The sequence below is a fragment of the Pseudomonas sp. YNh genome, assembly GCF_037993085.1.
Taxonomy (GTDB): Bacteria; Pseudomonadota; Gammaproteobacteria; order Pseudomonadales; family Pseudomonadaceae; genus Aquipseudomonas; species Aquipseudomonas putida.
The window spans coordinates 92,430-108,558 of the sequence record NZ_JBBMRJ010000001.1; the positions used below are offsets into that span (position 1 = coordinate 92,430).

Consider the following 16,129-nt stretch of genomic DNA (forward strand, 5'->3'; position numbering starts at 1 on the left):
AATACAGGCCGCGTAACGAGGCAAACGTCATTAGCTGACCAATCAGGCAGGTTTCTTGCACTGTATTTCCAGGTCGCTGCGCGGCGACAAAAGGGAAGAAATGCGGAAAAACAGGCTTACAAAAGATTTCAGAAGTTGTATACAATCAGCCCATCCGGTGGTGCGACATACCGACGCGGCCCGCCCACCACCCGCACTAACGCACAAGAAGGAAGACTGCAGTGAGCGCTGACTACCCTCGCGACCTGATCGGTTACGGCAACAACCCTCCTCACCCGCAATGGCCGGGCAACGCTCGCATCGCGCTGTCTTTCGTCCTCAATTACGAGGAAGGCGGCGAACGCAACATCCTGCACGGTGACAAAGAGTCCGAAGCCTTCCTGTCCGAGATGGTCGCTGCCCAGCCGCTGCAGGGCCAGCGCAACATGAGCATGGAGTCGCTGTACGAATACGGCAGCCGTGCTGGCGTGTGGCGCCTGCTGAAGCTGTTCAAGGACAGCGGCGTGCCATTGACCGTCTTCGCCGTGGCCATGGCCGCCCAGCGCCACCCCGACGTGATCCGCGCCATGGCCGAAGCCGGCCACGAGATCTGCAGCCACGGCTACCGCTGGATCGACTACCAGAACATGGACGAGGCCCAGGAGCGCGAGCACATGCTCGAAGCCATCCGCATCCTCACCGAACTCACCGGCGAGCGCCCGGTGGGCTGGTACACCGGCCGCACCGGCCCGAACACCCGCCGCCTGGTGATGGAAGAAGGCGGGTTCCTGTACGACAGCGACACCTACGACGACGACCTGCCCTACTGGGAGCCGAACAACCCCACCGACAAGCCGCACCTGGTGATCCCCTACACCCTGGACACCAACGACATGCGTTTCACCCAGGTACAGGGTTTCAACTGCGGCGAGCAGTTCTTCCAGTACCTGAAAGACGCCTTTGATGTGCTGTACGCCGAAGGCGCCGAAGCGCCGAAAATGCTCTCCATCGGCCTGCACTGCCGCCTGGTCGGCCGCCCGGCACGCCTGGCTGCACTCAAGCGCTTCGTCGATTACGCAAAAAGCCATGACCAGGTCTGGTTCGCCCGTCGCGTGGATATCGCCCGCCACTGGCACGCCACCCACCCGTACAAGAAAGAGAACGCCTGATGACCGCCTTCAACACCCTCAAGCCCTCCGCCCTGAGCCGTGACGCCTTCGTCGAGGCCTTCGCCGACATATACGAGCACTCGCCGTGGGTTGCCGAAAAAGCCTACGACCTGGGCCAGTTGGGCGAGCTGGACGAGATCGAAGCGCTGCACCAGCGTATGAGCGACATCCTGCTCAGCGCCAACCACGCCGACCAGCTGGCGCTGATCAACGCTCACCCGGACCTGGCCGGCAAGGCCGCCATCCAGGGCGAGCTGACCGAATCGAGCACCAACGAACAGGCCGGCGCCGGTATCCACCAGTGCACCGCCGAAGAGTTCGCCCGCTTCACCGAACTGAACGATGCCTACAAAGCCAAGTTCCAGTTCCCGTTCATCATGGCGGTGAAGGGCAGCAACCGGCACCAGATCCTCGCCGCCTTTGAAAAACGCATCCACAACGATGCAGATGCCGAATTCAAAGAAGCCCTGGCGCAGATCAACCTGATCGCCCTGTTCCGCCTGCTGCAGTTGTAAGCGACAGCCGAACCTTTTTCAGTACAACGAACATATAAGAGAGACCCGCATGCGCACCCTGATGATCGAGCCCCTGACCAAAGAAGCCTTCGCCCAGTTCGGAGATGTGATCGAAACCGACGGCAGCGACCACTTCATGATCAACAACGGCTCGACCATGCGCTTTCACAAGCTCGCCACGGTCGAGACCGCCGAGCCCGAAGACAAGGCGATCATCAGCATCTTCCGCGCCGACGCGCTGGACATGCCGCTGACCGTACGCATGCTGGAACGCCATCCGCTGGGCAGCCAGGCTTTCATCCCGCTGCTCGGCAACCCCTTTCTGATCGTGGTCGCGCCCGTTGGCGATGCACCTGTATCAGGCTTGGTCCGCGCCTTCCGCAGTAATGGCAGGCAGGGCATCAATTACCATCGCGGCGTTTGGCACCACCCGGTGCTCACGATCGAAAAGCGGGATGATTTCCTGGTGGTTGATCGCAGTGGTTCTGGCAACAACTGCGATGAGCATTACTTCACCGAGGAACAGATGCTGATCCTCAATCCCCACCAATAAGAAAAGGTCGATCATCGTCAGGTGATCGGCAGAGGTACATACTGTGGAAGCACACCTTCACGAATGGCTGAACCTGAGCATTCGCTGGGTTCACATGATCACCGGTGTCGCCTGGATCGGTGCATCGTTCTACTTCGTCTGGCTGGAGAACCACCTGAACCGAAGCAACCCGCGCGATGGGTTGTCGGGTGATCTCTGGGCAATTCACGGCGGTGGTATCTACCACCTGGAGAAATACAAGCTCGCACCCCCGAAAATGCCCGAGAACCTGCACTGGTTCAAATGGGAAGCCTACTTCACCTGGATGTCCGGTATCGCCCTGCTGTGCGTGGTGTTCTACTGGAACCCGGCGCTGTACCTGCTGGCCCCTGGCAGCACCCTGAGCGGTGCCGAAGGCGTGGCCATCGGTATCGGCTCGCTGATCGCTGGCTGGTTCATCTACGACTTCCTGTGCGACTCGCCCCTGGGCAAGAAGCCAGCGCTGCTCGGCGGTGTGCTGTTCGTGCTGATCATCGCCGCCTGCTGGGGCTTCAGCCTGGTGTTCAGCGGCCGTGGTGCATACCTGCACACCGGCGCGATCATCGGCACCATCATGGTCGGTAACGTGTTCCGCATCATCATGCCGGCCCAGCGCCAGCTGGTGGCGGCGATCGAGAACAACCAGACGCCCGACCCGGTGCTGCCGGCCAAGGGCCTGCTGCGCTCGCGCCACAACAACTACTTCACCCTGCCGGTGCTGTTCATCATGATCAGCAACCATTTCCCGAGCACCTACGGTAGCCAGTACAACTGGCTGATCCTGGCCGGTATCGCAGTAGCCGCGGTTCTGATCCGCCACTACTTCAACACCCGCCACGACAGCAACAAGTACGCCTGGACCCTGCCGGTCGGCGCCCTGGCGATGATCTGCCTGGCCTACGTCACCGGTCCGAAACCGATGGCCGTAAGCCCTGAGCAAGCGGCAGCGAAGGTCGAGTACCAGCCGCTGCCTGCGACTGCCGTCGGTGGCAAGACCGCTGCCGAGCAGCGCGCCGAGGACGCAGCCAAGGCTGCCGAAGCGCCGGCTGCACCAGCGCAAGCACCGGCCCAGGCCGCTGCCCAGGCCGGCGGTGGCGACTTCGACAAGATCCACAATGTCATCCAGGAACGCTGCACCGTGTGCCACTCGTCCAAGCCGACCAGCCCACTGTTCAGCGCCGCCCCTGCCGGCGTGATGTTCGACACCCCGCAGCAGATCCAGGCCCAGGCCGCGCGCATCCAGGCGCAAGCGGTCGCCAGCCAGATCATGCCGCTGGGCAACATCACCCAGATGACCACCGAAGAGCGCAAGCTCGTCGGCGACTGGATCGCCAAAGGTGCCCAGGTCAATTGAAACACCCTCCTACCAGGCGACTGAGTCCCCTGTAGGAGCGGCCTTGCGCCGCGAAGAGGCCGGTTAACCCGGCCTCAAACTTGAAGATTCACGCAACAAGCAAGCATCGAGCGTTCAACTGCAAGCGGGAACCCCGGTCTCTCTTCACCGAGAAACTGCCGCTTGGAGCTTGCCGCTTGGATCCGAGAATAAAAACAAAACTCGAGGTGCTGCATGTCCGAGTCACGCAAGGCGTATATCCCCATTGCGCCGCCGCGCGAACCCTTGCCCTTGTTCCAACTGATCCTGGTTGGCCTGCAACACGTTCTGCTGATGTACGGTGGCGCGATTGCCGTGCCGTTGATCATCGGCCAGGCCGCTGGGTTGTCCCGTGAAGAAGTCGCTTTCCTGATCAACGCCGACCTGCTGGTCGCTGGCGTCGCCACCATCATCCAGTCGTTCGGTATCGGCCCGGTGGGCATCCGCATGCCGGTGATGATGGGTGCCAGTTTCGCTGCTGTCGGCAGCATGGTGGCCATGGCCGGCATGCCCGGCGTAGGCCTGCAGGGGATCTTCGGGGCGACCATCGCCGCCGGGTTCTTCGGCATGCTGATCGCGCCGTTCATGTCCAAGGTCGTACGTTTCTTCCCGCCGCTGGTCACCGGTACGGTGATCACCTCGATTGGCCTGTCGCTGTTCCCGGTGGCAGTCAACTGGGCTGGTGGCGGCCATGAAGCTGAAACCTTCGGCTCGCCGATCTACCTACTGGTGGCCGGCCTGGTGCTGGCGGTCATCCTGCTGATCAACCGCTTCATGCGTGGCTTCTGGGTCAACGTATCGGTGCTGGTGGGCATGGGCCTTGGCTACATCCTGGCCGGCTCCATCGGCATGGTCGACCTGTCTGGCCTGAAAGACGCGCCGTGGTTGCAGGTGGTAACCCCACTGCACTTCGGCATGCCGACCTTCAGCCTGGCGCCGATCCTGTCCATGTGCCTGGTGGTGGTGATCATCTTCGTCGAGTCCACCGGCATGTTCCTGGCCCTGGGCAAGGTGACTGATCGCGAAGTTACGCCAGGGATGCTGCGTCGCGGCCTGCTGTGCGATGCCGGTGCATCGTTCATTGCCGGCTTCTTCAACACCTTTACCCACTCCTCGTTCGCCCAGAACATCGGCCTGGTGCAGATGACCGGGGTGCGCTGCCGCTTTGTCACCATCGTGGCCGGTGCACTGCTGATCCTGCTCAGCCTGCTGCCAAAAGCGGCCTTCCTGATTGCCTCGATCCCGCCTGCGGTACTGGGCGGCGCGTCCATTGCCATGTTCGGCATGGTCACTGCCACCGGGATCAAGATTCTTCAGGAGGCGGACATCGGCGACCGCCGCAACCAGCTGCTGGTGGCGGTGAGCGTCGGCTTCGGGTTGATCCCCGTAGTGCGTCCGGAGTTCTTTGCCCAGATGCCGCAGTGGATGGAACCCATCACCCACAGTGGTATCGCCATGGCCACGGTCAGTGCCCTGGTGTTGAACGTGCTGTTCAACATCCTCGGTGGCGCCGACCGCGCGGTGCACAACGACGCCTGTCACCAGCATTGAGCCATAAGGGGCGGCGCTTTGCCGCCCCTCACCCACATCTGCAGTAACCGCTACGCCGTCGACCCGCCGGAATGGGTCGCCCGGGGCGCCTGCGCGCCAAAAAAACCGCCAACAAAAACAATAAGTCCGGGAATCACAACATGAAGCGCATCACCACGTCCCTGTTGTTGGGCAGCAGCCTGCTGGCCACCCTACCCTCGCATGCAGGCGAATGGCTGCAATGGCATGGCGAGAGCCTGACCTACCTGTATGGCAAGGACTTCAAGGTCAACCCTGATATCCAGCAGACCATCACGTTCGAGCACGCCAACAAATGGAAGTACGGCGACACCTTCATGTTCGTCGACAAGATCTTCTACAACGGCAAGGCCGACGCCAGCAAAGGCGTGACCACCTACTACGGCGAGTTCAGCCCGCGCCTGTCGTTCGGCAAGATCTTCGACCAGAAACTTGCCTTCGGCCCTATCAAGGACGTGCTGTTGGCCATGACCTACGAGCGTGGCGAAGGCGACAACGAAGCCTACCTGATCGGCCCCGGCTTTGACCTGAACATCCCCGGCTTCAACTATTTCACCCTCAACTTCTACGTGCGCAACACCGAGGGCAGCCGCCCCGGCGACAACGTCTGGCAGATCACCCCTGGCTGGTCGTACACCATCCCCGTGGGCAGGTCTGACATTCTGATCGACGGTTACATGGACTGGGTCCCCGACAACGACCAGACCCGCCGTGGCACCTATCACGCCAACCTGCACTTCAACCCGCAGGTCAAATACGACTTGGGCAAGGCGCTGAACCTGGGCGCCAAGCAGCTCTACGTGGGCTTTGAGTACAGCTACTGGAAGGACAAATACGGCATCGACAGCCGCGGCAACCTGGAAAGCAACCAGAGCGTCGCCAGTGCCCTGATCAAAGTGCATTTCTAATAAACTGACCAAACGCACAAGTTTGAACCACCCCGCTCCAGGACGGAGCACTTGAGGCGCGGCGCGCAAGCCAGTAATCTGCGCGCCCCCTCGATCAGGGCAGAACGGATTCTGCCTGCGTTTACTGACCGCTCAGTCAATGAATACGGGCGGTTGGCCAACGTGTTGCCAGCCTGAAAGACCCTTTTCATCCGTTCAGAACGAAGTCGAGCAGGAAGGTTTTGCCAACCCGGAAAAGTTGGCTCAACCCTTGCCAAACAGCTGTGGCCTATCGAAAAAAGCTGACTCGCAAGACAACAAAAAAGCGCCAATACCGAGCGCTGACAACAGATCAATCAAGGGAGCGACACTCGCAATGCGTACCATCAACAGCCTGATCCTCGCCGGCGGCCTGCTGGCCTGTGGCACCACCTACGCCGACGACCTGCTGCAATGGCAGAACAACAGCCTGACCTACCTGTGGGGCAAGAACTTCAAGGTCAACCCGGCGATCCAGCAAACCGTCACGTTCGAGCACGCGGATGGCTGGAAGTACGGCGACAACTTCATCTTCGTCGACAAGATCTTCTACCAAGGCCAGAAAGACGCCGGCAATGGCCCGAATACCTATTACGGTGAGATCAGCCCACGCCTGTCGTTCAACAAGATCTTCGACCAGAAGGTCGAGTTCGGCCCGGTCAAGGACGTGCTGCTGGCGATGACCTACGAGTTTGGCGAGGGTGACACCGAGTCGTACCTCATCGGCCCAGGCTTTGACCTGGCCATTCCCGGCTTTGACTACTTCCAGCTGAACTTCTACAACCGCACCACCGACGGCAGCCGCGCTGGCGACAACGTATGGCAGATCACGCCGGTATGGTCGTACACCATTCCGGTGGGCGATTCCGACGTGCTGATCGACGGCTTCATGGACTGGGTGGTGGACAACGACGAGAACCGCCGCGGCACCTACCACGCGAACCTGCACTTCAACCCGCAGATCAAGTACGACCTGGGCAAGGCATTGCACCTGGGCGAGAAGCAGCTGTATGTGGGTGTGGAGTACGACTACTGGAAGAACAAGTACGGCATCAAGGACAGCGATGCCTTTACGACTGACCAGAACACCATGAGCTTCCTGGTAAAAGTGCACTTCTGATGCGCTGAAACGTGACAGCGCGTTGACTTTTCAACGCGCCGTTACGTGTAGTTCAATGCACACAACGTAAGTGATTTCCTACAACTTACTCAGATAGATCTTACTTACATTAAAACCTGCCTTGAAAGTCAGAGCGAGTACACAGGGTAACAACACGCCAAACAGCAAAAGACCCGCCTCTACCTGCCAGTGCTCAAGCACTCGCAAGATGTCCAGCACCAACATCACGCTACTGATTGTCAACGCCAGGCCGAACACTGCACAGCACTTATACAACGCCTCGACCCCCGCCCCTTGAAGCAGCAGCCACAGGCCCAGCGCCCCCCACGCCATGGCCGTAGCCAGGTAAAGCGCCAAGTGGTAAACATCGTAAGTCAACACATTTCCAAACATGGATTACTCCTCCTGACATGTGGGAATAGTAAAATGTTGACTATAAGCGCTGTCACCCCACCCGAACACTGCGAAATTTTGACAAAATTTTTGCACTACACCCTATAGCATGCTTTTCTTCTTGCACTCAAAAAAAGAAAACAGGCCCACTTAATGCGCACGCCCCTCGCCGCCCCTTGGCGGTATCTTCTGTTAGTTTGCTCACTGTGGTTTGGCATTTTCCTGCTGACCCGCCTGATATTGCTGGCCACCCATCTCGATGAAGTTCATGGCGACTACATCTCGTTATTCTTCAGTGGTGCCCTGTACGACCTGAGCTTCCTCACCTACGCCGCCCTGCCGCTAGGGCTGTACCTGGCCGTGTGCCCGGCAGCTTTGTGGCGCACGCGCTGGCATCGCCGGCTGATGAACGGGGTACTGGTCGTCAGCCTCTTCGTGATGCTGTTTGTCGCGGTGGCCGAGTGGCTGTTCTGGGACGAATTCGGCGTGCGCTTCAACTTCATCGCGGTCGACTACCTGGTGTACTCCAAGGAAGTGCTGGACAACATCCGCGAGTCCTACCCCCTGCCAACCCTGCTGGGCAGCATCGCTGTCGTCGCCGTGCTGCTTGCCCTGGTCTTGCGCAAGCCCCTGGCACAAGCGCTGGCAGCACCGGGCCCCACCCTACGCCAGCGCCTTGGCGGCATTGCCGTGCTGGCGGTTCTGGGTGGCCTGAGTGTGCTATTGGTCGACCAGCAGTTCCCCCGAGGCCAGGGCGGTAACGCTTACCAGCGCGAACTGGCCAGCAACGGCCCATACCAGTTCTTTGCCGCGTTCCGTAACAACGAACTCGATTACACCCAGTTCTATGCCAGCCTTGACGCGGCAGAAGCCGGTGCGCAGATGCATCAGGAACTGGCCGAGCCCAACGCCCGCTTCCAGGCCAGCGAGCCCGAAGATATTCGCCGCCACATCAGTGCCGACGGCACGCCACGCAAACCGAACATCATCCTGGTCACCATCGAAAGTTTCAGTGCCAAGTACATGGGCAGCAACGGCGACCCGCGTAACCTCACACCCAACCTGGATGCCCTGCGCCGCGAGAGCCTGTACTTCAACAACTTCTACGCCACCGGCACCCGTACTGATCGCGGCCTGGAAGCGATCACCCTATCGATCCCGCCCACGCCGGGGCGCTCCATTGTCAAACGCATTGGCCGTGAAAGCGGCTACGGCAGCCTGGGACAGCAACTGGCTGCAGTGGGCTACGACCCCGTGTTCGTCTATGGCGGGCGCGGCTACTTCGACAACATGAACGCCTTCTTCAGCGGCAACGGCTATCGCATCGTCGACCAGAGCAGCGTGGCTGAAAGCGAAATCAGCTTCAAGAACGCCTGGGGCATGGCCGATGAGGACCTGTATCGGCAGGCCCTGAAACTGGCCGATGCCGACCATGCCAAGCAGCAGCCATTCTTGCTGCAGTTGATGACCACGTCCAATCACCGCCCTTATACCTACCCGGACGGCCGAATCGACATCCCCTCGGGCGACGGCCGCGAAGGCGCAGTGAAGTACACCGACCATGCCATCGCCCAGTTCCTGCGCGACGCCAAGGGCAAGCCATGGTTCGACAATACCCTGTTCGTCTTCGTCGCCGACCATACCGCCGGGAGCGCAGGGATGGAAGACTTGCCGGTGAGCAACTACCAGATTCCGCTGTGGATCTACGCGCCCAAGCTGATCGCCCCCCGCGAAGACGCACAACTGGCCAGCCAGATCGACCTTGCGCCAACCCTGCTCGGCCTGCTCAACCTGAGCTACACCTCGACCTTCTTCGGCCGTGACCTGCTGCGCGAAGGTAGCTTGCCGCCACGGGTACTGATCGGCAACTACCAGCACCTGGGGCTGTTCGACGGCAAGGACCTGGCGATCCTCAGCCCACGCGGCGGCATGCGGGTGCATCAGGATGCACTGGGCAACAGTCGGGAAATGGCTGCTGGCACCGACACCCATCTGGTTCGCCGGGCTATCGCCTACTACCAGAGTGCGGCCAACGACTTCAGCAAAGGGCTGCTGGCCTGGAAACCACAGGATCAAGGTGCGCTGACCGAACAGTAAACCAGTGAGCCGATAACGCGTTATATGGCACCGGCTTTGCCGGTGTTCGCGGGCTTGCCCGCTCCCACAGGGCCAGTGTTATTTCTAAGGTTTGCTGTACTTGTGGGAGCGGGCAAGCCCCGGCCATGCACCTTATGTGGCAGGCCGTATTGCCTGCCACAATTTGCCGGCAACCGCCACCACCGCCAGCACCACGCCACCGGCCAGCACACCGGCTACGCCATTGAGCAGTGCCCCGGTCAACGCCCCGCCACGCCCCTCGCTGAACGCCTCGATGGCATGATGCAGCGGCTCGATGCCATGCACCAGAATGCCGCCACCGACCAGAAACATCGCCGCCGTGCCGATCACCGACAGGCTTTTCATCATGTACGGTGCGGCCCGCAGGATGCCGTTACCAACGGCCTGGGTCAGGCTCGATGCCTTTTGGGTCATCCACAACCCCAGGTCATCGAGCTTGACGATGCCGGCCACCAGCCCGTAAACGCCGATGGTCATGACGATGGCGATGCCCGACAGCACGATGATCTGCTGGCTCAGCGGCGCATCGGCCACGGTACCCAAGGTGATGGCGATGATTTCCGCTGACAGGATGAAGTCGGTGCGCACCGCGCCCTTGATCTTGGTTTTCTCGAACGCCACCAGGTCGACAGTGGCGTCAGCCACGGCTTCCTTCCGGGCATTGTGCTGCGCGTCGTCCTCTTCCTTGCTGTGCAGGAACTTGTGCGCCAGCTTCTCGAAGCCTTCGAAACACAGGTAGGCGCCACCGATCATCAACAATGGCGTAACCGCCCACGGAATGAACGCACTGATCAGCAGCGCTGCCGGCACCAGGATTGCCTTGTTGACGAACGACCCCTTGGCCACCGCCCACACCACCGGTATTTCGCGCTCGGCACGCACACCGGTAACCTGCTGGGCGTTCAGCGCCAGGTCATCGCCCAGCACACCTGCTGTTTTTTTTGCCGCCACCTTGGTCATTAGCGAGACGTCATCAAGCACCGTGGCGATGTCGTCGATCAGTACCAGTAGACTGCTTCCTGCCATGTTTGCCTGTATCCAGATAGGTGTGTGCCACGGATTCTAGCCCAAAGCCGCTGCCTTGAGCGCCCGTCGAGCGCGGTGCTACCATGCCCGATCCCTCTTAGAGGTGGCCAGACACGAGGAAGATCCCTGACCATGAGCACCATTCGCGAGCGCAACAAGGAATTGATCCTGCGCGCGGCCAGCGAGGAATTCGCCGACAAGGGCTTCGCCGCCACCAAGACCAGCGATATCGCGGCCAAGGCCGGCCTGCCCAAGCCGAACGTGTATTACTACTTCAAATCCAAGGACAACCTCTACCGCGAAGTCCTGGAAAGCATCATCGCGCCAATCATGCAGGCCTCGACGCCGTTCAATGCCGAGGGCGACCCCAAGGAAGTGCTGAGTGCGTACATTCGTTCGAAGATCCGCATTTCGCGCGACCTGCCGCACGCCTCCAAGGTGTTTGCCAGCGAGATCATGCACGGCGCCCCGCACCTGTCGCCCAACCAGGTGGAGCAGCTGAACGAGCAGGCCCGGCACAACATCGAGTGCATCCAGCGCTGGATCGACCGCGGGCAGATTGCCCATGTGGACGCGCATCACCTGATGTTCAGCATCTGGGCGGCGACCCAGACCTATGCCGACTTCGACTGGCAGATTTCTGCGGTGACTGGCAAGGCCAAGCTGGCCGACAGCGATTATGACGCGGCGGCCGAGACCATCATTCGCATGGTCTTGAAAGGCTGTGAGCCTGAAGCAGCGTGACAGGGCCAGTGGGGCTGCTTCGCAGCCCATTCGCGGCATAAGGCCGCTCTTACAGGACATCGCGATCGCAGGTCAAACGCGATCCCCTGTAGGAGCGGCCTTGTGCCGCGAATGGGCCGCAAAGCGGCCCCGGTTATCTTGAGCGTTACGCCACTACCCCGGCATCCGCCTTCAACCCCACCTCCTCGATCGCACTGATCGCACACTGCTCGTCGATATCCGACGTATCGCCGCTGATCCCCACCGCACCCAGCACCTTACCGTCCTGATCACGAATCAGCACACCACCCGGTGCCGGCACCACCGGCCGTTCACCCATCCCGTTCAACGCGGCAAAAAACGCCGGACGCTGCTGCGCGTCCAGCGCCAGCAGGCGCGACCCCTTGCCCAGGGCAATCGCGCCCCAGGCTTTGCCAGTGGCAACTTCAGGGCGGATAAGGCTTGCGCCATCCTCACGCTGTAGCGCCAGCAGGTGCCCGCCGGCATCCAGCACCGCCACGGTCAGTGGCGCGGCATTGATCTTGCGGCCTGCTGCCAGTGCGGCATTTACCAGGCTGACAGCGACTTTCAGGTTCAAGACGTTCATGGAAAGGTCCTCTTCTTGTTGTGAGAAGCCCTGAGGGCAGTTGAAAACCGATAGGGCAAATAGAACACAACGAAAGGATATTTTGTATACAATATTTTGAAAAGATCGTATGCGATGGCGCAAATAGCCGTTTTCACGGCCGCTTTGACGAAACCCGGCCTACCCGATGAAAACCCATTGACCTGAGCCGCCAGCCGTGAATACACTCTGTCGCAAAGCAAGTTGTATACAATTACAAAATCGATGAGGCACAACCCATGAGCAAAATGAGAGCAATCGATGCAGCCGTTCTGGTCATGCGCCGTGAAGGTGTAGATACCGCGTTCGGCATCCCAGGGGCTGCCATCAACCCGTTGTACTCGGCCCTGAAGAAAGTCGGTGGCATCGATCACGTCCTCGCTCGCCACGTCGAAGGTGCCTCGCACATGGCCGAGGGCTACACCCGTGCCAACCCGGGCAACATCGGCGTGTGCATCGGCACTTCCGGCCCAGCCGGCACCGACATGGTCACCGGCCTGTACAGCGCCTCGGCCGACTCCATCCCGATCCTCTGCATCACCGGCCAGGCCCCGCGTGCACGCCTGCACAAAGAAGACTTCCAGGCCGTCGACATCACCAGCATCGTCAAGCCGGTGACCAAGTGGGCGACCACCGTTCTGGAGCCAGGCCAGGTGCCTTACGCCTTCCAGAAGGCCTTCTATGAAATGCGCACCGGCCGCCCAGGCCCGGTACTGATCGACCTGCCGTTCGACGTGCAGATGGCCGAAATCGAATTCGACATCGACGCCTACGAGCCGCTGGCCGTCAACAAGCCGTCCGCCACTCGCGTACAGGCTGAAAAAGCCCTGGCCCTGCTCAACGACGCCGAGCGCCCGCTGCTGGTCGCCGGTGGCGGCATCATCAACGCCGATGCCAGCGACAAGCTGGTCGAGTTCGCCGAACTGACCGGCGTACCGGTAATCCCGACCCTGATGGGCTGGGGCACCATCCCGGACGACCACGCCCAAATGGTCGGCATGGTCGGCCTGCAGACTTCGCACCGCTACGGCAACGCCACCCTGCTGAAATCCGACCTGGTGTTCGGTATCGGTAACCGCTGGGCCAACCGCCACACCGGCTCCGTCGATGTCTACACCGAAGGCCGCAAGTTCGTGCACGTCGACATCGAACCGACCCAGATCGGCCGCGTATTCACCCCGGACCTGGGTATCGTTTCCGACGCTGGCAAGGCACTGGACGTGTTCCTGGAAGTGGCCCGCGAGTGGAAAGCCGCTGGCAAGCTGAAGGACCGTGCTGCCTGGCTGGAAGATTGCCAACAGCGCAAAGCCACCCTGCAGCGCAAGACCCACTTCGACAACGTGCCGGTCAAGCCGCAGCGCGTGTATGAAGAGATGAACCAGGTATTCGGCAAGGACACCACCTACGTCAGCACCATCGGCCTGTCGCAGATTGCCGGCGCGCAGTTCCTGCACGTGTACAAGCCACGCCACTGGATCAACTGCGGCCAGGCCGGCCCGCTGGGCTGGACCATCCCTGCCGCACTGGGTGTTGTGAAGGCAGACCCGAAACGCAAGGTTGTCGCGCTGTCGGGTGACTACGACTTCCAGTTCATGATCGAGGAACTGGCAGTGGGTGCGCAGTTCAACCTGCCGTACGTCCACGTGCTGGTGAACAACGCCTACCTGGGCCTGATCCGTCAGGCGCAGCGTGGCTTCGACATGGATTACTGTGTACAACTGGCGTTCGAGAACATCAACTCGACCGACGCCGCCACCTACGGTGTCGACCACGTTGCAGTGGTCGAAGGCCTGGGCTGCAAAGCCATTCGCGTGTTCGAACCGGCCGAGATCGCCCCTGCCCTGCTCAAGGCGCAGAAGATGGCCGAAGAGTTCCGCGTGCCGGTTGTGGTCGAAGTGATTCTCGAGCGTGTGACCAACATTTCCATGGGCACCGAGATCAACGCGGTCAACGAGTTCGAAGACCTGGCGCTGGTCGGCAACGACGCGCCAACCGCCATCTCGATGCTGGACTGATCGCCTGACGCCCCCAGGCACGCCCTGGGGGCCTTCATCGCAAGGAGACAACTCATGCCTCGCTTCGCTGCCAACCTGTCCATGCTGTTCACCGAACAGGACTTCCTGGCCCGCTTCAAGGCTGCCGCCGACGCCGGTTTCAGTGGCGTCGAATACCTGTTCCCCTACGACTTCAGCGCTGCAGAAATCAAGCAGCAGCTGGAAGCCAATGGCCTGACCCAGGTGCTGTTCAACCTGCCTGCCGGCGACTGGGCCAAAGGTGAGCGCGGTATCACCTGCCACCCCGACCGCATCGAAGAATTCCGCGCCGGTGTCGACAAGGCCATCGAATACGCCAAGGTGCTGGGCAACACCCAGGTCAACGCCCTGGCCGGCATTCGCCCACAAGGCCCGGACTGCGCCACCGTGCGCAAGACCTTCGTCGAAAACCTGCGCTACGCAGCCGACAAGCTCAAGGCCGCCGGTATCCGCCTGGTCATGGAAATGATCAACACCCGCGACATCCCGGGCTTTTACCTGAACACCACCCAGCAGGCCCTGGAAATCCAGGCCGAAGTGGGCAGTGACAACCTGTTCCTGCAGTACGACATCTACCACATGCAGATCATGGAAGGTGACCTGGCTCGCACCATGGAAACCAACCTGCAACTGATCAACCACATCCAGCTGGCCGACAACCCGGGCCGCAATGAACCAGGCACCGGCGAGATCAACTACCGCTTCCTGTTCGAACACCTGGACCGCATTGGCTACCAAGGCTGGGTGGGCGCGGAGTACAAGCCCAAGACCACCACCGAAGCGGGCCTGGGCTGGCTGAAAACCCACAACGCAATCTGAGGAACAACTCGGGACCCTGTGGGAGCGGGCTCGCCCGCGAACACCGGCAAAGCCGGTGCCATCCACCGAGTTGTCTGCTTCGCGGGCGAGCCCGCTCCCACAGGGGGCCAAAGCTTGCTTGAGATATCACAATTACAAAGAGGTAATTTCTCATGGCTAAAATCGGTTTCATCGGCACCGGCATCATGGGCAAGCCCATGGCCCAAAACCTGCAAAAAGCAGGTCACAGCCTGTTCGTTTCCACCCACCACGACGCCGCGCCAGCCGACCTGATCGCCGCCGGTGCAGTGGCCCTGGCCAACCCGAAAGAAGTTGCCCAGGAAGCCGAATTCATCATCGTCATGGTGCCGGACACTCCGCAGGTGGAAGCCGTACTGTTCGGTGAAAACGGCGTGGCTGAGGGCGTAGGTCCGAACAAGATCGTGATCGACATGAGTTCGATCTCGCCTACCGCCACCAAAGCGTTCGCCGAAAAAATCAAGGCAACCGGCGCAGCCTACCTGGACGCCCCGGTGTCCGGTGGTGAAGTCGGCGCCAAGGCCGCTACCCTGAGCATCATGGTTGGTGGCTGCCCGAAAGCCTTCGAGCGCACCCTGCCGCTGTTCGAAGCCATGGGCAAGAACATCACCCGCGTGGGTGGCAACGGTGACGGCCAGACCGCCAAGGTCGCCAACCAGATCATCGTCGCCCTGAACATCCAGGCCGTCAGCGAAGCACTGCTGTTCGCCGCCAAGAACGGCGCCGACCCGGCCAAGGTGCGTGAAGCACTGATGGGCGGCTTTGCTTCGTCGAAAATCCTCGAAGTGCACGCCGAGCGCATGATCAAGGGCACCTTCGACCCAGGCTTCCGCATCAACCTGCACCAGAAAGACCTGAACCTGGCCCTGCAAGGCGCCAAGGAACTGGGCATCAACCTGCCCAACACCTCCAATGCCCAGCAAGTGTTCAACACCTGCCAGGCCCTGGGTGGCGGCAACTGGGACCACTCGGCGCTGATCAAAGGCCTGGAACACATGGCCAACTTCTCGATCCGCGGCGACAAGTAAGTAGTAGACCTTACCGGCTTCTTCGCGGCGGTTCAGCGCGAAGAAGCCAACACCGCTGAACCTGCGACCACAGGTTCAGCGGTAGCACCGAGCAACACCCGCCCCTGGTTCGGCCTGCACGGAGG

At 60.8% G+C, this 16,129-nt stretch carries 15 protein-coding genes; 12 read left to right on the top strand and 3 right to left on the bottom strand.

Annotated features, from left to right (window positions below):
- The first annotated feature begins 221 nt into the window (after positions 1-221).
- From puuE to WF331_RS00395, 7 genes are all read left to right on the top strand, one after another.
- Positions 222-1,148 (top strand): allantoinase PuuE, encoded by a 927-nt coding sequence (gene puuE, locus WF331_RS00365; RefSeq protein ID WP_016498614.1) that lies wholly within the window; start codon positions 222-224, stop codon positions 1,146-1,148.
- Positions 1,148-1,663 (top strand): 2-oxo-4-hydroxy-4-carboxy-5-ureidoimidazoline decarboxylase, encoded by a 516-nt coding sequence (gene uraD, locus WF331_RS00370; RefSeq protein WP_016498613.1) that lies wholly within the window; start codon positions 1,148-1,150, stop codon positions 1,661-1,663. The genes puuE and uraD overlap by 1 nt, the downstream gene beginning before the upstream one ends.
- A 49-nt stretch (positions 1,664-1,712) precedes the next feature.
- Positions 1,713-2,216, top strand: a complete 504-nt coding sequence (locus WF331_RS00375) for an ureidoglycolate lyase (RefSeq protein WP_016488365.1) — start codon at positions 1,713-1,715, stop codon at positions 2,214-2,216.
- 43 nt (positions 2,217-2,259) lie between these two features.
- Positions 2,260-3,588, top strand: a complete 1,329-nt coding sequence (locus tag WF331_RS00380) for a urate hydroxylase PuuD (protein WP_016488366.1) — start codon at positions 2,260-2,262, stop codon at positions 3,586-3,588.
- A gap of 213 nt (positions 3,589-3,801) precedes the next feature.
- A complete protein-coding gene (locus tag WF331_RS00385; RefSeq protein WP_012273436.1) occupies positions 3,802-5,157 on the top strand; it encodes a nucleobase:cation symporter-2 family protein in 1,356 nt (451 codons plus the stop codon).
- A gap of 140 nt (positions 5,158-5,297) precedes the next feature.
- Positions 5,298-6,083: an outer membrane protein OmpK gene (locus WF331_RS00390; protein WP_023047851.1), complete on the top strand. Its 786-nt coding sequence runs from the start codon at positions 5,298-5,300 to the stop codon at positions 6,081-6,083.
- 355 nt (positions 6,084-6,438) lie between these two features.
- Entirely contained in the window at positions 6,439-7,221 is a 783-nt protein-coding gene (locus WF331_RS00395) for an outer membrane protein OmpK (RefSeq protein ID WP_016498611.1), read from the top strand.
- Between the two features lie 78 nt (positions 7,222-7,299).
- On the opposite strand, the gene WF331_RS00400 is transcribed toward WF331_RS00395, so the two are convergent.
- Complete coding sequence (locus WF331_RS00400) at positions 7,300-7,614, bottom strand: hypothetical protein (protein ID WP_340622557.1); 315 nt, start codon at positions 7,612-7,614, stop codon at positions 7,300-7,302.
- Positions 7,615-7,767: 153 nt separating this feature from the next.
- Here WF331_RS00400 and WF331_RS00405 point away from each other — a divergent pair, with 153 nt between their 5' ends.
- The gene (locus WF331_RS00405) at positions 7,768-9,711 is read left to right on the top strand and encodes an LTA synthase family protein (RefSeq protein ID WP_340622558.1); all 1,944 of its coding nucleotides are present in this window, start codon (positions 7,768-7,770) and stop codon (positions 9,709-9,711) included.
- Positions 9,712-9,843: 132 nt separating this feature from the next.
- On the opposite strand, the gene WF331_RS00410 is transcribed toward WF331_RS00405, so the two are convergent.
- Positions 9,844-10,758, bottom strand: coding sequence for a DUF808 domain-containing protein (locus tag WF331_RS00410; protein ID WP_016498608.1), 915 nt, complete (start codon positions 10,756-10,758; stop codon positions 9,844-9,846).
- A gap of 132 nt (positions 10,759-10,890) precedes the next feature.
- Between WF331_RS00410 and WF331_RS00415 the strand changes: the two genes are divergently transcribed.
- The gene (locus WF331_RS00415; RefSeq protein WP_016498607.1) at positions 10,891-11,502 is read left to right on the top strand and encodes a TetR/AcrR family transcriptional regulator; all 612 of its coding nucleotides are present in this window, start codon (positions 10,891-10,893) and stop codon (positions 11,500-11,502) included.
- Between the two features lie 145 nt (positions 11,503-11,647).
- On the opposite strand, the gene WF331_RS00420 is transcribed toward WF331_RS00415, so the two are convergent.
- Positions 11,648-12,088, bottom strand: a complete 441-nt coding sequence (locus WF331_RS00420; RefSeq protein ID WP_174370608.1) for a GlcG/HbpS family heme-binding protein — start codon at positions 12,086-12,088, stop codon at positions 11,648-11,650.
- A 257-nt stretch (positions 12,089-12,345) separates the two neighbouring features.
- Between WF331_RS00420 and gcl the strand changes: the two genes are divergently transcribed.
- From gcl to WF331_RS00435, 3 genes are all read left to right on the top strand, one after another.
- Entirely contained in the window at positions 12,346-14,121 is a 1,776-nt protein-coding gene (gene gcl / locus WF331_RS00425) for a glyoxylate carboligase (RefSeq protein WP_016498605.1), read from the top strand.
- A 54-nt stretch (positions 14,122-14,175) separates the two neighbouring features.
- Positions 14,176-14,958 carry a hydroxypyruvate isomerase gene (gene hyi / locus WF331_RS00430; RefSeq protein WP_049273327.1) on the top strand — a complete coding sequence of 261 codons (783 nt, stop codon included), beginning with the start codon at positions 14,176-14,178 and terminating at the stop codon, positions 14,956-14,958.
- 152 nt (positions 14,959-15,110) lie between these two features.
- Positions 15,111-16,004, top strand: coding sequence for a 2-hydroxy-3-oxopropionate reductase (locus tag WF331_RS00435; RefSeq protein ID WP_016498603.1), 894 nt, complete (start codon positions 15,111-15,113; stop codon positions 16,002-16,004).
- Positions 16,005-16,129: the final 125 nt, after the last annotated feature.